The sequence below is a fragment of the Bacillus luti genome, from assembly GCF_009739945.1.
Classification (GTDB): domain Bacteria; phylum Bacillota; class Bacilli; order Bacillales; family Bacillaceae_G; genus Bacillus_A; species Bacillus_A luti.
Genome location: NZ_CP040336.1, coordinates 548,807 through 569,722 on the forward strand (window position 1 = coordinate 548,807; position 20,916 = coordinate 569,722).

Sequence of the window (20,916 nt, forward strand, 5' to 3'; positions counted from 1 at the left end):
AGAGAATAGAAGAAATGAGGGATGTCGAGATGAAAACAGTGTTAGAAGCAAAAAATATTGAAAAAGTGTATGACACGGGTGGTAATAAATTTGCAGCGTTAAAAGGTATTAACTTACAAGTAAAAGAAGGTGAGTTCGTTGGAATTATGGGACCTTCTGGTTCTGGTAAGACGACTTTACTAAACGTTCTTTCTACAATTGATAATGCGACGAACGGTGAAATTTTAATTGATGGAAAAGACATTGTGAAAATGAATGATGATAAGTTGGCATTATTCCGCCGTGATCATTTAGGGTTCATTTTCCAAGATTATAACTTATTAGATACGTTAACGGTGAAAGAGAATATTGCGTTACCACTTGCGTTATCGAAAGTGAAAGCGAGTGAGATTGATCGCCGCGTTCTTGAAATTTCAAAGAAATTCGGTATTGATCACATTTTAAGTCAGTTCCCATATCAAGTATCTGGTGGACAGAAGCAAAGATGCGCGGCATCGCGTGCAATTGTTACAAATCCAAGTATGATTTTCGGGGACGAGCCAACTGGAGCACTTGATTCTAAATCAGCGACAGATTTATTAGAAAGTATGAAGTCGTTAAATGAATATGATAACTCTACAATTTTAATGGTAACGCACGATGCGTTTGCGGCGAGTTATTGTAAACGAGTTATTTTCATTAAAGATGGTGAGTTATATAAAGAATTGCACCGCGGCGAGTTAACGCGTAAACAGTTCTTCCAACAAGTCGTTGACGTAATGTCTTCTATTTCTGGAGGTATGGCTGATGACCTTATCTAGCATTGCCCTCCGCAACATACAGCGGAACTTTAAAGACTACTTTGTGTATTTTGCATCTATGATTTTTAGTATTGTCATTTATTTTACCTTTAAAGCGCTGCAATACAATTCACAAATGGAAAAAGCAGCGGAAGCTTCTAAAAAAATTAGCGGGGCATTCCAAGTTTCGAGTGTCATGCTTATCATTTTCGTGGCAGTGTTCATTATATATTCGAACGGTTTCTTTACACGTAAACGTAAAAAAGAAGTTGGACTATATTCCTTATTAGGTATTCGAAAAAGACAAATCGGTAAAATGCTCTTTTATGAAAATATGTTAATGGGATTAATGTCTTTAATTATCGGAATTGCGATTGGTAGTGTCCTTTCGAAGCTATTCCTTGAACTGCTAGTAAGCATGATGGGATTAAACTTAAATGTTCATTTTGAAGTACCAATGGCTGCAATTGTTGATACAGCACTTATTTTCCTTGTGATTATTTTGTATACATCACTTCAAGGATATCGTTTAATTTATCGATTTAAACTAATTGAACTTTTCCGTGCAGAACGTGAAGGAGAAGCAATGCCAAAAGGATCTGTCATTATGGCATTAATTTCAGTTGTCTTAATCGGTTCAGGTTATTTCTTAGCATTAATGTTCATGAAGGCAGTTCAATATGCAGACTTTATGGCAGTTGCACTTTATATTTTACTGGCAACAGTATTAGGTACGTACTTACTATTTATGTTCTTTACAGTATTCGTATTGAAACGTGCAAGAACGAATAAATCATCGTTTTATAACGGTATGAATATGGTAACGACGTCACAGCTACTATATCGTATTAAAGGAAATGCAAAGTCACTTGCGACAATTTCTATTTTAAGCGCGGTAACATTAACAGCGGTTGGTACGTCAGTTACGATGTATTACAACACATTTACGCAATCAAAAGTAGTTGCACCATATAGCTATTCTTATGAGAAAAAAGATGCAGCGCTTGATAAGAAAGTAAATGCGATTTTTGCAGAAGAGAAGAAAAATCATCCGATCAAAGATCAATTTGAAATTGAGACAGTTCCTGTAAAAGGGAAGTTTGAAGGAGACAAAGTTGATTTCATTCTAAATATGAACTATACGATTTTAGGGAAATATCAGTTTATGTCTCAGTCGGAATTTAACAAACTTGCTAAAAAAATTGATGCAGAAACAGTGAATGTAGCTGCTGGTGAAGCATTTATATATGATAGCTCGTATATTGAAGGACATGAGTTTAGTCCACAATATAAAGGAAACAAAGCAGTATTCCAAATCGGAAACGAAACGAAGCAATTAAAAATTCAAGGTGCCAATGACGTCGCGATTACAAATTTAGGTGAATTAGTTGTTGTCGTTTCAGATGAAATGTATGAGCAAGCGAAGCAAGCATTTGGAACACGCGTTGTAAAAAATATTGATGTAAAAGATGAAAAAGATAGTAAAGTGTTAACAGAAAAATTAACAAAAGTGATGCCAGCTGGTGAATCAGAAATGGTGCCATCATTTAGAGATTTCTACACTGGTTTCCATATGGGGCTTGAAGGAACAGGATTAATGATGTTTATTGGAATGTTCTTAGGTCTTGTATTCTTACTAGCAACAGGTTCTATCATTTACTTTAAACAATTAACAGAAGCAAATGCTGATCGTGAGCGTTATGTTGTACTTCACAAAATAGGGGTCACAAAACAAGAAATGAAAAAAGCTATTGCAAAACAAGTAAGCTTTATTTTTGCGATCCCGTTAGTAATCGGAATCCTGCACAGCTTGTTTGCATTAAAAGGTTTAGGGAACATACTACCATTTGAAATTATGATTCCGCTCCTAATTAGTATTGGAGTATATGGCGTCATTTATATCGGATATTACTTCATCACAGTTCGTTCTTATTATAAGATTGTGAGCGCGAAGTAATAGGAGATAATTATAAGAAGCTAAAAAGCCATTCACCTAATTTTTTATGAGGTGAATGGCTTTTTGTTTTTGTATATAAGTGCGACTAAGAGGGAGACACAATTAACGAGCATCAATTATGTCTATAAGACTAAAAGTATGTTTATGACCAAAGATATCTATGCATATTACAGTACGTTTTAAAGGATGTATTTCCATTACGGTCATGTACATTGTAGGAAAATAACCATTTTTATAATACGTGATCAATATTTCTACTTCTGAAATGAATGAGCGTAATAAGGTGTCTTCAATTCTTTCTCTATCATCGTATGGTGATACTTTTCGTGTGTCTTTCGTGTCAGCAGATTGTTTAGACATAATATTCATTGAAATCGATTTAAATATGTTTGCACTGCTCATGCTTTCTATTCTCCTAACAATATATTTTCTATATAGGAAGGTTAATGACTATGGAAGTAGTTATTACAGATAATTTATAAGCATTTTGTTTATCCCGCTTTAATGGGCAGTAAGACCCCCACTGATTAAAGTTTCACTTTATAGGACGATATTGGAAAATGAATTTGCTTGATACTAGAAAATTAACAAATAAATTACCATATTTATAGTAATTTATTTGTCATTTTTGTACTTTTTTGAATGCGGTTAAAATTTTATTTGGGAGGAAGGAGAATAAAATGAATATGAGGTGAGAAAAGTATTATACTTATCTCACCTCATAGTAAGAAAACATCTTTATATAACAGTATGATTTTCACGATATTGTCTAGGCGTCATATTCGTGATTTTTTTGAAAACTCGTGTGAAATAACTTTGGTCATTAAAATTAAGCCATGTACAAATATCTGATAATGGATAGGTCGTTAATGTTAATAATTTTTTAGCTTCTTCTACCCGTTCTCTTTGAATGTATTCACTTAAAGGAATGCCCACTTCTTTTTTAAACAGTTTTGATAAATAAGTAGGAGAAATATGTAAAAGATTAGCAAGGTCATTGAGAGATATTTCATCGTAAATTTGCTTGTGAATATGATTAAGGCATGTAGTAATGGAATTAGAATATACTTGATTATTATATTCTTTAACACGTTCTGCAAAAGTACATAACGCATCTTCAATTAATCTATTTACGGAATACATGTTATCTAGTTTTTCAATGGTTTGTATATATAAAGTACCGAGTGAAAAAGCAATATCTGACGGAAGATTACCGTCTATCGCATACCGAATGGCTAGCGTAATGGCAATAATCCCATTGTTTTTTTGGTTTCTAAGTTGATCGCCTTTGGATGAAATTGCCGCATCTTCTTGAGGGAATGAATATGCATATTGTATGACCTTTTCTTTATTGCCTTCTTTAATTGCTGAAAAAAATTTACGTTCCAATGATATATCATAATTTTGCGGATCATGCCGGCGACGTTTTGAAATGTATAGATCAGGATTTACGATTTTATAAGAAACGTCTTCGAGTAATTTATTTTTCTCCCAAACAATATCTCGATCTAATTTTTCATTAAAGATTACGTAATATAACCAAATACTTATATCAATTAGAGTGCTTTTTTTAACCTCAGGTAGAAATTGATAGTAGTCTATTCCTTGTTGCATGTTATTCGTACAGTTAAAATATTTCATAAGTTTAATCGCCATTTCATCAGACACTTTTGGATAGGTAGTAGGACCGATTATAATTGTACCTTTTATATGTTCATGGTTTGTTATATGGATGATAATGAAGTTTTCAAGATACTTGTTCCCTTTAAAAAGTGGGAAATTACAAGGAACATTTTCTTGATACATCTCACTAAGATGTTCTTCTTTAGAAGAATAAAAAGGACTACAAATCGTATGAGAAGTAGCTTCATATAAAATTTTTTTGTCAGTAGATAAAAACTGAACAGGTACATGAAAAGTTCTATGCACAAGATCACATAAGTATTGTAGATCAATGGATTTATTCATTATTTTCTCCTTTTAAATAGTATTAAATCTACATCCATTTCCATAAGATGTGAATTTCTTAATATTCATTTATCCCGCTTTAATGGGCAGTAAGACCCCCGCCTCAAAATTCAGCGAAAGCAAAGAAGTTAGGTGGGGGATCAACTGCCCATAAAAGTCTGATTGGTTCAACTAATAATCAGTGGGGGATGAAGAAAACCCCCACTGATTAAAGTTTCACTTTATTCTTACTTTTTATAAAAAGATTGCATGTATTTACGGATTCATTTACTTAGGTGTTGTATAGCAATATAGACGTATTGATGATGGCTTCCATAAAAGTTTCTTTTTATATCTATTATACCAAATAAATAAATACATAAGAGTTATTTATATCCAAAACCCCTCCCTAATTATTATTAGTTGAAATAATCGAGTTGTTATTACATGGTAAAATATAGAAGGAGGAGGCGGGAAGTATGCTACTTATTGTTAGCCTTATATTAATTGGAATTATGTGTAGTATGAGAATAGTATCCTTACATATGATAGAACGGCAAATAATAGAGGAGCGATATGTATATTGCCCAAAATGTGATGCGAAAATTAGAAGAGGGAACTCTGCTCCTTTTTGTTCGAAGTGTAATTTAATGTTTTAAAGAAAATAAAAAGGCCACAACGAACATATTTCAGTTCGTTGTGGCCTTTTTTGAATGAAGAATAATAACAACTTTCTATGTTCCACTGATAATTTCTACAGTTATCTCCACAAGAATAGTGGATTTTGTTAAATAAAATCATTTTTAATAATTTTATTTTGGAGCTACAGACGTTGAAACATAAAATTGTTACTTATTAGTATCTATAACACTTTAAAGTGCGTACTTTTTATTGTGTTGCTGATAAGACATAATTACATACGTAAGAGGGAAATGAGTAGTGCGAAATTAAAAAGCATCTATATTATTTTTAATAATTGTCGTGCTTTGAAGTGTATATTTTTTGACAGTTCGAATCCCTTATAGTGCATTTGATCGGTCATCCCTTTTCACATTATTTACATCCATTCATCATTTTTAAATAGATTTTAGGAGGAGATTTTAAATGAAAGATTTATTAAAAGGTACACTTGGTTTTGGTACGGCACCACTAGGTAATATGTACCGTAATATTCCAGAGGAAGAAGCAATCGCAACAGTGGATGCTGCTTGGGATAATGGTGTTCGTTACTTTGATACAGCTCCACTTTATGGATCTGGTTTAGCAGAGATTCGTCTTGGTGAAGCACTATCGAAAAGAAATCGTGATGATTACTTCTTAAGTACAAAAGTAGGTCGAATTATTTCAGATGAATTGGAAGATCCATCTACACGTGATTTAGGTGAAAAAGGCGGACTTTTCGAATTTGGTCGTAAAAATAAAATCATAAACGACTACAGTGCGGATGCAACTCTGCGTTCTATTGAGGATAGCTTAAAACGTTTAAAAACAGACCGTCTAGATTTTGTTTATATTCATGATGTAGCACAAGATTTTTATGGAGATGAGTGGATTTCACAATTTGAAATTGCTCGAACAGGAGCATTCCGTGCACTTACTCAATTACGTGACGAAGGTGTAATTAAAGGCTGGGGCCTTGGAGTAAACAAAGTAGAATCAATTGAACTTATGTTGGATTTAGAAGAAGCAAAACCAAATGTTTCTTTACTAGCTGGTCGCTATTCATTATTAGACCACGAGCGTGCGTTAGAACGCGTAATGCCTGCGGCTGTAAAAAACAATATGGACATTGTTGTTGGTGGACCATATAGCTCAGGTGTTCTTGCTGGAGGAGCTCATTTCGAATACCAAAAAGCGTCACCAGAAATCATTGCAAAAGTTAATAAAATGAAAAACCTTGCAGAACGTCATGGAATCAGTATTAAAGCTGCTGCTTTACAATTTGCATTGGCTAATCCAGCAGTTGCTGCTGTTATTCCAGGTGCAAGTAAACCGGAACGAATTGCAGAAGACCAAGCTGCATTGAAAACAGTAATTCCAGCAGCGTTCTGGGAAGAAATGCGTGAACAAAAATTAGTTGCAGTTAATGCACCACTACCAATTAACGTTAAATAAAAAGGAGAGTAATTAAAATGGCAAATACTATTACATCTATTGAAATCCCAGCGTCACCTGAACAAGTATGGCAATTAATTGGAGGTTTTGATGCACTTCCAGATTGGTTACCGTATATCCCTAGCAGTAAAGTAACTGAAGGCGGACGTGTACGTCATTTAGCTAATCCTGATGGCGATGCGATTGTAGAGCGTTTAGAAGCATTTAATGAGAAAGAACGTTACTACACATATTCAATTATGCAAGCACCGTTCCCTGTAACTAATTATTTATCTACAATCCGTGTTAAAGAAGGTAAAGATGCTAGCACATCATTAGTTGAATGGTCTGGTAGCTTCACTCCTGTAGAGGTTACTGATGAAGAGGCAATTAATCTATTCCATGGAATTTATAAAGATGGTTTAGAGGCGTTACAACAAGCATATTTAGCTTAATCAAATTATTAAACATTTGAAAGCCTGCAGTGTAACAACTGCAGGCTTTTTTATGATCATTGCATTTCTTTTTAAGGAAATATTAAGAAACCAAAGCACTATTTATTAAGAAAATGTATCTGTACTGAAGTCTGTTGCCTGAACAAAGTTTGTCCTCTCCCTTATATCAAGGTGCTTCTTTCCTTCGTTGTATATAAAAATCACTAGAGCATGCAAATAGACCATTCTACTATTTTTAAGTAGTATTATTAGAATGTCACAGGCAAGTATGGCTATGTTATACTTTGGTGAAATTGAAAAGTTTATATAGAGGTGAAGATGATACATATGCAAAAAGATATTTTGAAACTATTAGATAAAAAACAAAGTAACTATGAATTTCCTGCTTTTGATAATGAAGATATGGATATTTCACAAGTGAAATTCTCTCTTTTCTTTAAAGATAATAAGGATTGGTTAATGGTGTTTCAAATTGTTGGTGTAGGTTCATTAGGGGTATTTAATGATATTCAAGTATATGGCGATAGAATTACTCATTCAATGGGTGATGATGGTATTTTGCAATTAAATGATGGAGATTATGAATTATTTGATGATGAAGGTAATTTTATACCGGATATGTATACTGGCAGTTTAAAAATACGTGAGCATCATTTTGAATATAAATTTACAGAAGAAGAGTATGGAGATAATGGAATAGATGTACAAACGACAGAGCATTATCCAACATACTTCATGCGTATGCTTGCTACTCATGACGAAGCTAGAAAATTATTATGGTGGGATAAAGAAGAAATTTTAGAAGAGTTCGGTTTAGAAGGCGATTGGGAAGTAGCGTATGAAACGGAAGAGTGGAAACACGTTGAAGAAGAGAAAGTAAGTGAAAATGAATTTTTCCAATCAGTAGCCGCTGCAATAGAGACGCAAGATACAGGCGTTATTGTGAATAAGGATTGTAATACGCACTGGAAAAATTGGGTGGAGTTTGATTACGAAAACTTATATTAAAAATGAAAAAACAGGTTAAAATACCTTTCTAATAAAAAAGACGAGCTAAAGTGTTGAAACTTTAGTTCGTCTTTTTGTATTACACAACCGCAGGATTATAAATCATCGTAAAATGCCCTTGTAACAATTCAATATGACATGGTGTATGAAGTGAACTTTCGCCATCTGTATCTACTTCTTTTTCTTCTTCTGTTTCAATATGAATGGACTTCGCTTTTACGTGGAAGATGTCATTTTCATTTGTGTCTTCAAATAGTTTCTTTCCGATGTAATCTTTAAATGCTTGAATCCCCGTTGATTTGACTACGAAAATATCAAGTGTTCCGTCATCGCATTTTACATTTGGAATAAAGGAAGGAATACCACCAAGATATTCACCGTTTCCTACCATAACAAGGACAGCTTCGTCTTCATATACTTGTCCGTCGTAAGTGATTTTAACTGGGAATGTTTCAGCATTTTTGACCGTTCGAATGGTGCTTAAGTAGTAGCCAATTTTACCAAGCTTTGCTTTCTCTTCTGCATCAATATTGTTTGATACTTCAGATACGAGTCCAATACCCCAGAAGTTTAAGAAGTGTTGCCCGTTTGCTTTTGCGACGTCAACTGGTTTTACGTGTTCTTTTGTGATCAGTTTTGCTGCGTCTGCAATATTTTGCGGAACACCAAGTGTACGAGAGAAGTCGTTGCAAGTTCCGCCTGGAATGATTGCAAGTGTAGGTCTAGTTTCAAGAGGGGCTAATCCGTTTGTGCATTCAAATACAGTTCCGTCACCACCAAAGACGATAATTAAATCTACTTTACTAGCAAACTCTTGGCAATATTTTGTTGCATCACCTTGCTTTTTCGTATGAAGGATATGTAAATCAGGAAAAGCTGTGGCAAGAGGTGGTACGATTTTCGCTAAATTTGTATGTAAGTCGCCTTGACCGGCCTTCGGATTTACGATGAGGAGTACTTTTTCAAATTTTGTCTTTGTCATTTTTATTCTCTCCCTTTGTCTTGTACGAATCGTGATAGAAAATAAACTTTCATCAGTAATTGATGAAAGTTTATTTTGTTATATTAGTCCGTTACAACTGAAGCGATAAATGGTAAGTTACGATATTTTTCCGCACAGTCGATACCGTATCCAACGATAAATTCGTCTGGAATTTGGAAGCCAACATATTCAGCTTTTAAGTCCACTTTACGGCGCTCTGGCTTATCAAGTAACGTACAGAATTTAAGTGCCTTCGGTTTATGCATAAAGAAGTGATCTTTTAAGAAGTGCAGTGTTAAACCTGAATCGATAATATCTTCTACGACAATTACGTTTTTTCCAGTAATGTTTACGTCGATATCTTTTAGTAGTTTCACTTTTCCTGTTGTTTCCGTTTGATTTCCGTAGCTAGATGCAGAGATGAAATCAATTGTTACATCGTTTTTAATGTGACGAATTAAATCAGCAGCAAATACGAATGAACCTTTTAATACTGCGATGACTACGATTTCTTCTCCTTCAAAGTCACGTTCGATTTGAAGTGCTAGTTCTTTTACTTTTGCTTGTAATTGTTCTTCAGAAATTAAAGTGTCTTTTATTTCAATATTCATTGGAGTCCTCCTACAGTGTAAAACTTGTGAACATTTCGACTGTAAAGGATAGAAAGGAAAAAGTCAAAGAAGATAGTAATTTTTTACAAAGACAACAACAAAATCATCTGATGATATGATATACTAATCACATTAAGAAAACGCTTCCACGAAAGGTGATTATGATGAAAAAGAAACAGTACACAAGTGTAACATTTATAAAAGCATTACTATTAACGATTGTTCTTGGTCTGTTGGCTTACATAATTGACGTACCTGTAATTCGCATTTCACTAATTGGAATGACGTTAGTATTAGGCGCAATTTCCCACGGCATGATGTCGCAGCTGCAAGAAGCTGGACTTGATAATATGAATGATCATATAGATAAAAAGTGAGAAACCTTCATGTATATATAATGAAGGTTTTTTCTTTTCTTACAAAAATGTAAGGTAGTTGTAAGACAAATCGATAGTTGCATAATAGCATTTTGGATACACTATGAGTGTAAGGTAAAAGGCAAGCATATTTAGGTAAACTAAGTTTTAGGCACTCTATATGTGAAGAAGGAGTAGGAGGGCATGGAGAAACGTTGGACAACCTTTTCTTTTTTAGCAACTAGTAACACCGTAATGCTAGCTGGTGAAATGGATTTTTTGCACTTGTTTGATCGAGAAGACGATCATTCTTCTTCTAAATTTACAATGAAATGGTGTAAATGGAGCGAAAATTGTAGATTGGAAGAAGAGGCCCCTAAAGAAGAGCAAAAAATTATTTTAACAAATCCTATTAAAGCGTGGGTTGTTCAACGTCGCAAGTGTAACGTCAAAAATCATTTTAAGAAAACTGAGCCGAGACAATTAGTTATCGCTCCGGCCCGCTCTACTTCTAAATCACGCGAAAGTAACATGTAAATATTGAGACACACACCCGAAAAGAGCATTGTATCATACAGTGCTCTTTTTCTTTTTGTAAAAATCCTTTTGTCTGAGGAAAAATTTGTTATGATTATGGAGGAATCTTACATTTTACATATTGTTAGGAAATGTGAACGTAATAAAATTCGAAGAGGTGTGTGTATGATGAAAAAGTATAGTGTAATTGCAGTAGCGAGTCTGTTAGCGACAAATCTATTAACATTTCCTTCTAGTTCACTAGCGGAAATTGAAAATAAAACGAGAAATAGTATAGAAGCTTTACCACACATACAGAGCAATGAGAAAAGCGAACTGCAAAAACAATTAGAAGCTGTCAAAGAACGACAAATAGAATTAGAAAAAAGAGAAGAAATTTTAAAACAGCAGGAGGAATTATTTGTTAAGGTAGATGAATTAAACCAGAAAAAAGACGAGTTACTGAAACAAGATGGTGAACATAAAGTACAACTGGAAGAAGTACAGCAGGAATTAGATGAGTTGAAAAAGCAGCAAGCAGAACTTGAAGGGAAGAACCCGTTACAAGTGAAGGATAACAATGAAGAGAAAAAAGCTGCTGAATTAAAAAAACAAGAAGAACTTGAAGAGAAGAATGCATTAGAAATAAAAGAAAACGATAGCCAAGAAGAAAAAACTCTTGAAGAATTAGAAGAACAAAAAAAGAAGGACGAGCTAAAGAAGCAACAAGATGAATTACGAAAACAGCAGGAAGAATTGAAAAAGCAACAACTAGAAATGGAGCAGCAAATAAAACAAGAGCTTGAATTAAAACAAAAAGAGGAACAAGCAAAACAAGAACTTGAATTAAAACAAAAAGAAGAACAGACAAAACAAGAACTTGAATTAAAACAAAAAGAAGAACAGACAAAACAAGAACTTGAATTAAAACAAAAAGAAGAACAGGCAAAACAAGAACTTGAGCTAAAACAAAAAGAGGAACAAACAAAACAAGAATTTGAATTGAAGCAAAAAGAAGAACAGGAAAAGAGAGAAGCAGAATTAAAACGAGCTGCTATTACAATGCAAGCAGCGCCGCAATCGTTTCCTGATGTGCCAAAGTGGGCGGAAGAGTCTGTTTATTATTTAGTTCATAAACAGGTGATTTCTGGGATGCCGGATGGAACGTTTGCATCAAACAAAGTATTAAGTAGAGCTGAAGCAGCTACAATTATGGCGAAAATTTTAGGATTAGAAGTTAAAGAAGGAGAAAAGCCAACTTTTACAGACTCTCAAGACCATTGGGCAACTTCTTATATTGCTGCGGTGGAAAAAGCAGGTGTCATTAAAGGTGAAGGAAATGGGAAATTTAATCCGAATGGACAAATGACAAGAGCTGCTATGGCAGCGATGTTGGTCCAAGCTTATCAATTAGACAAAAAGGTTAATGAAGAATTACCAACATTATTTGCTGATGTAAAAGATCATTGGGGTGAGAAATTCATTAATATTTTAGTAGGCATGGGTATATCCAGTGGTGTTGATGGAGAGCATTGGCAACCGGATAGATCCATTACGCGTGCAGAGGCAGCGCAGCTCGTCGCAGTTACACATAAGTCTAAAGACAATGAAGTGAAGGTAAAAAAGATAAACATTTCGAAAAAATTCTTTACGTATAATGGACCATCTTTATCATCTGGAATTTCAAAGGAATATGGACCTAGGGAAGTAACAGTGTATGAAGAACGAGAAGATGGATGGATTAGAATTCATACGGAAGAAGGTTTTAAGTGGGTTTGTTTAGTTGAAAAGAAAATAAATATGAATAATAACTTTTTGACATACAATGAGGCATCCTTATCTTCTGGTATTTCAAGTGAGTATACTCCGCAAATAGTAACAGTTGTTGAAGAGCGAGAAGGAAATTGGATTAAAATTTATACTGGTTTAGGTTATAAGTGGGTATGTTTAATAGACAAGAAAGTACAGATTGATAGAGACTTTACTACTTATGATGCCCCTGTCCGATCTGCAAATATATTAGGTTATTATGGGCCTCAAGTAGTAACTGTTGTAGAGGAAAGAGGTACGTGGCTTCGTATACGTACATATGCAGGCTATCAATGGTTAGATACGAAAAAAGAAGCGAAGTATTTATCTAAAGTATTCTTTGCTTATGATAGTCCGAGTTTTGTATCTCGTGTATCCGGAAAGTATGCACCACAGACAGTAGAAGTTTATGGTGAAAGAGATGGTGGCTGGATTCAAATTCAAACTAGTAACGGATTAAAGTGGGTTAATGAAGGAAATGTTAATCGTAGTCAGGTCATACTGAATGTACCGTCGCTGTATCAATTCCCAGAATTGAATAATGGATGTGAAGTTGTTTCTTTACAAATGCTTGTGGAACATCAAACTGGTCGTTCGTTCAATAAAGTGATGTTTGCGTTTGAAATGCCGTTTGATCAAACGAAGTTAAAAAATTATAAAACGTCATCACAAATTTGGGGAGATCCAGATGTAGGATTTGTAGGTGATGTAACAGGTAATACACCAGGGTATTCTATTAATCCAGAACCACTAAAACGATTGTTAGATAAATATGCAAGAGGAACGAACTTAACCGGAAATGATCTTTCTGTTTTAGAAGACTATGTAAGAAATGGGAAACCAGTAGTAACATGGGTAACTGTCGCTCTAAATAACCCAAGACCAATTACAACGTGGAAAACACCAGGTGGAAAAACAATTTCTGCAAGAATGAATACGCATGCAGTTGTTTTAACAGGTGTGGATGATAATTACGTATACTATAATGATCCGTTTTATGGGACGAAAAATGTAAAAGTAAGTAAGAGCCGATTTGCAAGTATTTATAATCAAATGGGCAAGAAAGCTTTAAGTGTAGATTAACTTTAAAAGGTTATCCGAAGATTATTTCGGATAACCTTTTTTTACAATGAAATCTTTAAATGAAATATATTTCATCTGCACCTTATATTTACATCAATTATTTATTCTAGTGATACATCCGGTGCGAGTTGATGTAAATAAAATATAGGGAGAGAATAAAAATGAAAAAGAAACTATTACCAATCTGTGCAATGGCTTTTTTAACAGTAGGATATTCTTCAGTAGTAAGTGCGGATACTGGAACAGTAACAAAGGAAGAACAGGCGCAAATGCAGCAAGATAAAGCAAAAAAAGAAGCTGCGATTAAGGAACAACAAAAAAATGATGTAGCGAAAAAGCAAGCCGCGCAAGTACAAGAAAAAAGTGATATGGCAAAAAAAGAAGCCGCAATTAAGGAACAGCAAAAAAATGCTACAGCGAAAAAAGAAGTAGCGAAGCCAGTTGTACAAGGTGAAAAATTACCAAACACAGCATCAAATAATGTCGCAATGATGGGCTTAAGTGCCTCTCTTGTAGCAATAGGTGCATTATTTGGTTTGAATCGTCGCAATAAAGTTAAGGGGTAAATAAAATATTGTCCTATAAAGAATGGGATAATTTCACATATTAAAAATGGTAGGTTCTTCCTACCATTTTTTGCATGGAGGGATGAAATGTGAAGTTACTTAATTATATCGGAATCCTATTGATGGCTATAGGGCTATTCATGGGATCATATTACGCTATGGAATGGTATAAAGGAAAAAGCTCTGCTCAACAATTAACGAAAGAAGAAATAAAGAACTTTAACAATATAGAACATAATCAACTTCCTTATGAAACACCTGTAACTTCTCAAGTACCTTCTTCTCAAACAGAACATAAAGAAGGAGAAAAGGTAGCGATGTTAAATATACCGAAAATAAAAAAGAAGTTTTCTATATATTGGGGAGCTGGTGATGCAACGTTGAAGAAGGGAGTTGGAATGTTCGTTAGTGATTTAACGACAACGCCATCTGGAGGGGGACATACTGTACTGAGTGGGCACCGGGATACTGTATTTACAGAGTTGGGAGAGTTAAAAGAAAAGGATACCCTTATTTTAGAGTATGATAAAAAAACTTACACATATGAAATTCAAAAAATATGGATTACCCATGCTGATGATCGTACTGTTATTATAAAAAAAGAAGAGCCAATATTAACACTGACAACTTGCTATCCATTTGATTATATAGGGGATGCACCAGATAGATATATTATCGAGGCGAAATTAACTGCTAGTTATTCAAAATGAAATTGTAGTTTCTGAAAGCGGGAGGGGGTACATAAGTTATGTCAAAGAATATTTTAATTGTTGAAGATGAAGATATATTACGTGAAATATTAAAAGATTATTTTTTGAGTGAACAATATGTAGTGTTTGAAGCAAGAGATGGGAAAGAAGCTTTAGTTGTGTTTGAGGAAGAAGAAGTAGATTTAGTTATTCTAGATATTATGTTACCAGAACTTGATGGGTGGTCTGTTTGCCGGAGAATCCGTAAGACGTCCGGAGTTCCAATTATTATGCTGACGGCACGTGTTGATGAGGATGATACGTTACTTGGATTTGAACTTGGGGCGGATGATTATGTGACGAAGCCGTATAGCCCACCAATTTTATTAGCAAGAGCGAAAAGGTTGTTAGAAAGCAGAAAAGTGACAAAACAACTTTTAGAGAGTGAAGATGATACGTTATCAATCCATGGCATTCACGTCCATTTTCCGTCGCGTACTGTTACGGTAGATAGAACAGACATTAATTTAACACATACTGAATTTGAAATATTAGCGTATTTCATGAAAAACCAAGGGATTGTTTTAACACGAGAGCAACTCATTTCAAGAATTTGGGGATATGAATTTGCTGGCGATGATCGAACGGTTAATAGCCATATTCGTAATTTGCGAAATAAATTAGGAGAAAAAGCAAAGTACATTACAACTGTAGTACGAACAGGTTATAAATTTGAGGGGACTGTATGAGAAAAGGGATTGTACTGAAATTATTTACTCTCACAACAGCATTATGCATGTTAATTTTAGCGACGATATTTATTGGACAAACGATATTTTTTAAGCAATATTATGCAAATCGAAAAGTGGAAGATATTAAAGTAAATTTAAATTCCTTTGAACAAAATTATTTAAAGGAAGCCGGAAATGCAGAAGGAATTCAAAAGCTGGAGCAAGACTTTTTAAGAGAAAATAATACGTGGATTACGACATTAGATCAGAACGGTAATTTAAAGCATGTGGATGATTTTTATTTTGAGGTAACGATAGATCGTAGACAACAAAAGAGCTTTGGACGACAACTATTCAAAATGCCCTTATACAATCTCGTCAATATAGAGGAAATTGATAATAAATCATCAGAGCAGTTTTTAGGCCAAGAAATTTATTTTTCTGGAGTGAAAAAAGAAGATGATTTTATTCCATTCTCTTTCTCGTTATCTAAGCAGAATTTAAGTGGCTCGAATAAACCGTTAGAAAAAGCATTTAATGAGAAAATGAGTAAATCAAATGAGGAGAAAAAGAAAGTAGCTGGGGAACAAGTTGGTAAGGAAAAGAAGCCAGCCGTTCAGGAGCAAGCTGCCCCAGAACCAGATGTTTACATAGCGGGCCGTGTTACGAAAGTACAGTTACCCGATGTAAAAGGTTTTGTAAATCCAATTTATAAGAATAATTTATTCTTCGATAGTATAAAAGAGTTTCAAACGGATTTATTACTAAAAGAGAGTAATAAAATAGAGTATTCAACAAAGACAATGGACTATGAAAAAAATGATATAAAATATAAATTATTAATGAAACCGATAAAAGAAAAAGATGGATCTGTAACATATATTTATGCGATGGCTTCTTTACAACCTGTAGATGAAGCTGTACAAATGGTGCAAGATTATTACATCTACATTATTGCATTTGTGGTCGTTCTCATTTTTCTAGCTTCGTTCTATTACTCAAAACAAATTGCAAAACCGTTATTAAAAATAAATGATACAACGAAGAAAATAGCGCATTTAGATTTTACAGAAAAAATACCGATTACTTCAAAAGATGAAATTGGGGATTTATCGAAAAATATTAATGTGCTATCGAATAAACTCCATTCGCATATTGGACAGCTAGAACAAGATATTGAAAAAGAAAGAAAGTTAGAAAATACGCGGAAAGAATTTATTTCTGGTGTTTCGCATGAATTAAAAACACCGCTGAGTATTATGAAAAGCTGTATTTCCATTTTAAAAGATGGGGTAGCTGAACATAAAAAAGAATACTATTTTCAAGCGATGGAACGAGAAGTAGACAAAATGGATACGTTAATATTGGATATGCTTGAGTTAGCTAAATTTGAGTCAGGCACGTATAAAATGAAAAAGGATTTATTTTATATTGATACAGTAATTGAAGACATATGTGAACATCTTTCTGTGGAAATAGAGAAAAAAGAACTTCGTGTTCATAAAAATATAGGTCCATTTGAAGTGATGGCAAATCAAGGCCGGATTGAACAAGTCATTGTGAACTTCATTACGAATGCGATACGTTATACACCAAATAAGGAAGATATTATTGTTTCTACAATAGATGAAAAAGGTCGTATAAAAGTATGTATTGAAAATAAAGGTACTCACATTGAAGAAGAGCAGTTAGATAAAATTTGGGATCGTTTTTATCGCGTGGATGCAGCTCGCCAGCGTTCACAGGGGGGAACAGGGCTTGGTCTTGCGATTTCAAAAAATATTTTAGAACTGCACGATGCTGAATATGGGGCAGAAAATACAGAAGATGGTGTGTTATTTTACTTCTATTTACAGAAAAAAGCGTAGATGATGCATGCTACGCTTTTTTTAATTTATTTTCATATTATCTTTACCTAATCTTTATTTTTAAGCGATATAATCTGGTTAGAATATGAGGTTATGTAAGGAGTCGATGAACCGTGCATAGCAATTGGCTAAGTATAATGGTATTTATTTTCTTTTGTGCATTTATTGTATTTTTAATTGATATTACGATATGAAAAAAAAGCGCTTATTAAGCGCTTTTTTTGTTTGCATTTATTTGAGAAGCACCGATGCTTTTGAATAAGCGTGGTGAAGTTCTAAATAAAAGGAATAGTAATACTGTGCATAAGGCGAAAGAACCAAGCATTGTACTACCGTTTACAATTAATGAATATAGCACAGCAGATTGACCTTTCGGTGCATATTGTCCCCAGAAAATAATACCGGCGATAAAGTGACAGAAGTAGCGTGCAAAGCTACCGACAAATGTTGCAAGGATCATGTAAACAAGTGCTTTCTTTTTTTTGTTTTGCTTTGATGCAGGTTTATCTTTACGGCTACCTAAGTTGGATTGGTCTTCATTAGATGAAAGAAGAGCATTTTGAATTGGACGATAGAATAAACCAGCAAATCCAATAAAAGCAAAGGCAATGAAGTACTCAATGAATGCTTGAATAGGTGTTAAGATGTAAGCATCTCCTACGACAATTTGTAATAGTCCCCAAATTAATCCTCCTAAGAAAGCCATTTTGAAGCCCCAGCGGTATGCGATAATAAAAATAGGAATCATTGCAAATGAAATGGAACCACCTGTTGGAAGTTTAAGTGATAATGGTAAAATATCGATAATCATGGCGAAGGCTGCAAGAATAGCAGATTCGATCATCGCTTGTAAATTGGTGTTACGCATGTTGTCTCCCCCTAAATCCAAGTTGTACAAAAAAGAACATTATCATAGGAGGATACGAAATACGTAAATAAAAAAGAGGTATGTATTTCGGACGTTTGCACAATCCCTGCGTTAGCATTAACTAACAGGTTCGAAGGGTCGGAACGAAGGTGTTCCCTCTCAGCAGCATGGCTCCCCCTGTGATAACGAGATTCTTTATTTGCTATTGTTTATTGTAAGCGAAATGGATGAGAATGGCAAACGAATCTGTTATGACAATTATTGAAATAGAATTGTATTGAAATGTTAATAAATATGAAGCAAAAAGATATAGTACAAGAGAAATAGAGTGTGCTATAATTCTTTTGAAAATAATTATCATTCTCTTCTGAGGGGGAAGGTTATGAGCTTAGTAGATATTAAAATTGGCGAGAAAGTGTTAGTAAAAAGTATTCAGTCGTTAGATCAGTTACTAAAGAGAAGACTGGCTGCTTTCGGTCTTTCTGAAGGAAGCGAACTTCGCATGAAACAGAAAGCGATGTTCAAAGGTCCTTGTACATTGGAGTGTCGTGGACAGTTAATTAGTATTCGTCATTGTGACGCGAAAATGATAAAGGTGGAATTAGCGTGAATAAGGTAGCTTTGCTAGGGAATCCGAATACAGGGAAAACATCATTATTTAATGCACTTACTGGTTCTTATGAATATGTAGGAAACTGGAGCGGTGTAACAGTAGAAAAGAAGGTTGGTAAATTAAAAGATAAGCAAGGAACATTAATTGATTTACCAGGCGTCTATGATTTAAATCCAGTTTCACGTGATGAAGGTGTTGTAACAAACTTTCTACTAACAGAAGAATTTAATCATATGTTAAATATCGTGGATTCTTCGCAGTTTGAACGAAATATGCATTTAACGTTGCAATTACTTGAATTTGGTAAGCCCGTTTCAATTGGTCTAAATATGGTTGATGTGGCGAAGCAAAGAGGAATTGTCATTGATGTAAAGCGGTTATCAGAATTACTAGGAGTAACAGTCATTCCTGTTGTTGCAAGAAGTGGAAAAGGCTGTGAAGAATTACTTACGACTCTTAAAGAAAATGACAAAAAAGATAAAAACTCATTCATTATTTCATATGGTTTACAAATGGATGAAGGGATTAGAGAAGTAATTACTCTTTTAGAGACAGCGAATTATGAGCATCCAAGATGGCTAGCCCTTCAATTTTTAAGCAATAACGAAGTAGTAGAAAAAGAAATGAAAGCACTACCAATTTATAAGGAACTTGTAGCCGTTCGATCTCGCTTAGAAGAAAAACTTGATTGTACGTTAGAGGAGCATATTTACAAGACTCGTGAAGCGTATATTGAAAAGTTAAAAACAAATGTTATGAAGCATGAGAAAGAAGGAAAAATTCCTTTTTCGGAAAAAATTGATAGGTTAATTACGCATAAAATTTTAGGACTTCCAATCTTTTTAGCAGTTATGTTTTTTATTTTTCAGGTTACGTTTACGTGGATTGGGACACCGTTATCTGATATGTTAGATGGATTTTTTGGTGGGCAGCTTACGGATTGGGTAACGGCTGGACTTACAAGTGTTGGTGCTTCTGATTTTATTCAAGCACTCGTTACAGAAGGTATTATTGCTGGTGTTGGTGCTGTATTAGTATTCGTGCCACAAATCTTTGCACTATTCTTTTTCATTTCATTATTAGAAGACTCAGGATATATGGCGCGAATTGCAGTTGTTATGGATAGGATTATGGAGTTCTTTGGCTTAAACGGTAAAGCTTTTATTCCGATGATTATCGGTTTTGGATGTAACGTTCCAGGAATTATGGCGGCGAGAACGATTGAACAAGAGAAAGAGCGTTTACTTACAGTTTTAGTAACACCATTTATGTCTTGTTCAGCACGTTTACCTGTATATGCATTATTTGCGGGAGTATTCTTCCCTAATAGTCAGGCGACTGTTGTATTTTCTTTATATGTTGCAGGTATTGTTCTGGCATTACTCGTTACAAAAATTATGTCTCTTACGATTTTGAAAGCGGAAAAATCTATTTTCGTAATTGAATTACCACCTTACCGTGTACCACAAGCAAAAACATTATGGCTGAGCACATGGGAGAAAGGGAAAGGATTTGTTCGTAAAGCTGGTACATTCATCTTCGGTGGATCGGTTGTCATTTGGTTATTAAATTATGCAGGTCCATCAGGATTTGGTGTTGATATGGGAGACAGTTATTTAGCAATGATTGGTGGATTTATTGCACCACTGTTTGCCCCACTTGGTTTTGGAACATGGCAAGCTGCAGCATCCCTTTTAACAGGATTTTTAGCGAAGGAAGTTGTTGTTTCAACAATGGCAATCATTTATGCGGTTAAAGAAGATGTGCTTGGAAATGTAATGGGAGCACATTATACAGCATTATCAGCTTATGCATTTATGTTCTTTATTTTATTATATGTTCCGTGTTTAGCGACGGTGGCTGTTATTAAACGTGAAACAGGATCAGCGAAGTGGACGATTTTCTCAGTCGTTTATCCACTCGTAGTTGCTTATGTATTAACGCTCATTATATACCAAGTTGGATCCTTACTCGGATTCTAGAA

20 protein-coding genes and 1 riboswitch are annotated in these 20,916 nt (G+C 34.4%); of the genes, 15 read left to right on the forward strand and 5 right to left on the reverse strand.

Annotated elements, in window-relative coordinates:
• Positions 1-29: 29 nt before the first annotated feature.
• Positions 30-800, forward strand: coding sequence for an ABC transporter ATP-binding protein (locus tag EUC40_RS02835; RefSeq protein ID WP_000859654.1), 771 nt, complete (start codon positions 30-32; stop codon positions 798-800).
• Positions 787-2,736, forward strand: a complete 1,950-nt coding sequence (locus tag EUC40_RS02840) for an ABC transporter permease (RefSeq protein ID WP_151626660.1) — start codon at positions 787-789, stop codon at positions 2,734-2,736. The genes EUC40_RS02835 and EUC40_RS02840 overlap by 14 nt, the downstream gene beginning before the upstream one ends.
• A 102-nt stretch (positions 2,737-2,838) precedes the next feature.
• Here EUC40_RS02840 and EUC40_RS02845 read toward each other — a convergent pair whose 3' ends face one another.
• Both EUC40_RS02845 and EUC40_RS02850 read right to left on the reverse strand, forming a co-directional pair.
• Positions 2,839-3,138 (reverse strand): YolD-like family protein, encoded by a 300-nt coding sequence (locus EUC40_RS02845; protein ID WP_071710930.1) that lies wholly within the window; start codon positions 3,136-3,138, stop codon positions 2,839-2,841.
• Between the two features lie 336 nt (positions 3,139-3,474).
• On the reverse strand, positions 3,475-4,704 hold the full coding sequence (locus EUC40_RS02850; protein WP_156573572.1) for a helix-turn-helix domain-containing protein: 1,230 nt from the start codon (positions 4,702-4,704) through the stop codon (positions 3,475-3,477).
• Positions 4,705-5,162: 458 nt separating this feature from the next.
• On the opposite strand from EUC40_RS02850, the gene EUC40_RS02855 reads away from it, so the two are divergent.
• From EUC40_RS02855 to EUC40_RS02870, 4 genes are all read left to right on the forward strand, one after another.
• A complete protein-coding gene (locus EUC40_RS02855) occupies positions 5,163-5,342 on the forward strand; it encodes a hypothetical protein (protein WP_156573574.1) in 180 nt (59 codons plus the stop codon).
• Positions 5,343-5,787: 445 nt separating this feature from the next.
• Positions 5,788-6,798, forward strand: coding sequence for an aldo/keto reductase (locus tag EUC40_RS02860; RefSeq protein WP_156573576.1), 1,011 nt, complete (start codon positions 5,788-5,790; stop codon positions 6,796-6,798).
• A gap of 17 nt (positions 6,799-6,815) precedes the next feature.
• Positions 6,816-7,232 (forward strand): SRPBCC family protein, encoded by a 417-nt coding sequence (locus EUC40_RS02865; RefSeq protein WP_156573578.1) that lies wholly within the window; start codon positions 6,816-6,818, stop codon positions 7,230-7,232.
• A 318-nt stretch (positions 7,233-7,550) separates the two neighbouring features.
• Positions 7,551-8,240: a DUF7003 family protein gene (locus EUC40_RS02870; RefSeq protein ID WP_156573580.1), complete on the forward strand. Its 690-nt coding sequence runs from the start codon at positions 7,551-7,553 to the stop codon at positions 8,238-8,240.
• A gap of 79 nt (positions 8,241-8,319) precedes the next feature.
• Here the strand turns inward: EUC40_RS02870 and EUC40_RS02875 are convergent, their stop codons facing one another.
• Positions 8,320-9,222 carry a diacylglycerol/lipid kinase family protein gene (locus EUC40_RS02875; protein ID WP_156573582.1) on the reverse strand — a complete coding sequence of 301 codons (903 nt, stop codon included), beginning with the start codon at positions 9,220-9,222 and terminating at the stop codon, positions 8,320-8,322.
• An 83-nt stretch (positions 9,223-9,305) separates the two neighbouring features.
• On the reverse strand, positions 9,306-9,833 hold the full coding sequence (hpt, locus tag EUC40_RS02880) for a hypoxanthine phosphoribosyltransferase (RefSeq protein WP_071710935.1): 528 nt from the start codon (positions 9,831-9,833) through the stop codon (positions 9,306-9,308).
• A gap of 161 nt (positions 9,834-9,994) precedes the next feature.
• On the opposite strand from hpt, the gene EUC40_RS02885 reads away from it, so the two are divergent.
• The 7 genes from EUC40_RS02885 to EUC40_RS02915 all read left to right on the forward strand — a co-directional run bounded on the left by EUC40_RS02885 (position 9,995) and on the right by EUC40_RS02915 (position 17,451).
• On the forward strand, positions 9,995-10,210 hold the full coding sequence (locus tag EUC40_RS02885) for a hypothetical protein (RefSeq protein WP_116758500.1): 216 nt from the start codon (positions 9,995-9,997) through the stop codon (positions 10,208-10,210).
• 183 nt (positions 10,211-10,393) lie between these two features.
• A complete protein-coding gene (locus tag EUC40_RS02890) occupies positions 10,394-10,726 on the forward strand; it encodes a hypothetical protein (protein WP_071710937.1) in 333 nt (110 codons plus the stop codon).
• Positions 10,727-10,891: 165 nt separating this feature from the next.
• The gene (locus EUC40_RS02895) at positions 10,892-13,597 is read left to right on the forward strand and encodes an S-layer homology domain-containing protein (RefSeq protein WP_156573584.1); all 2,706 of its coding nucleotides are present in this window, start codon (positions 10,892-10,894) and stop codon (positions 13,595-13,597) included.
• 161 nt (positions 13,598-13,758) lie between these two features.
• A complete protein-coding gene (locus EUC40_RS02900) occupies positions 13,759-14,163 on the forward strand; it encodes an LPXTG cell wall anchor domain-containing protein (protein ID WP_156573586.1) in 405 nt (134 codons plus the stop codon).
• A gap of 89 nt (positions 14,164-14,252) precedes the next feature.
• Positions 14,253-14,873: a class D sortase gene (locus EUC40_RS02905; RefSeq protein WP_071710940.1), complete on the forward strand. Its 621-nt coding sequence runs from the start codon at positions 14,253-14,255 to the stop codon at positions 14,871-14,873.
• A gap of 38 nt (positions 14,874-14,911) precedes the next feature.
• Complete coding sequence (locus EUC40_RS02910) at positions 14,912-15,601, forward strand: response regulator transcription factor (RefSeq protein ID WP_156573588.1); 690 nt, start codon at positions 14,912-14,914, stop codon at positions 15,599-15,601.
• On the forward strand, positions 15,598-17,451 hold the full coding sequence (locus tag EUC40_RS02915) for a sensor histidine kinase (protein WP_156573590.1): 1,854 nt from the start codon (positions 15,598-15,600) through the stop codon (positions 17,449-17,451). The genes EUC40_RS02910 and EUC40_RS02915 overlap by 4 nt, the downstream gene beginning before the upstream one ends.
• A 208-nt stretch (positions 17,452-17,659) precedes the next feature.
• Here the strand turns inward: EUC40_RS02915 and thiT are convergent, their stop codons facing one another.
• On the reverse strand, positions 17,660-18,319 hold the full coding sequence (gene thiT / locus EUC40_RS02920) for an energy-coupled thiamine transporter ThiT (protein ID WP_071710943.1): 660 nt from the start codon (positions 18,317-18,319) through the stop codon (positions 17,660-17,662).
• Positions 18,320-18,404: 85 nt separating this feature from the next.
• A riboswitch (TPP riboswitch) is annotated at positions 18,405-18,507 on the reverse strand.
• A 194-nt stretch (positions 18,508-18,701) separates the two neighbouring features.
• Here thiT and EUC40_RS02925 point away from each other — a divergent pair.
• Positions 18,702-18,929, forward strand: coding sequence for a FeoA family protein (locus EUC40_RS02925; protein ID WP_000060514.1), 228 nt, complete (start codon positions 18,702-18,704; stop codon positions 18,927-18,929).
• Positions 18,926-20,914 carry a ferrous iron transport protein B gene (gene feoB / locus EUC40_RS02930; RefSeq protein WP_156573592.1) on the forward strand — a complete coding sequence of 663 codons (1,989 nt, stop codon included), beginning with the start codon at positions 18,926-18,928 and terminating at the stop codon, positions 20,912-20,914. The genes EUC40_RS02925 and feoB overlap by 4 nt, the downstream gene beginning before the upstream one ends.
• The last annotated feature ends 2 nt before the right edge of the window (positions 20,915-20,916 follow it).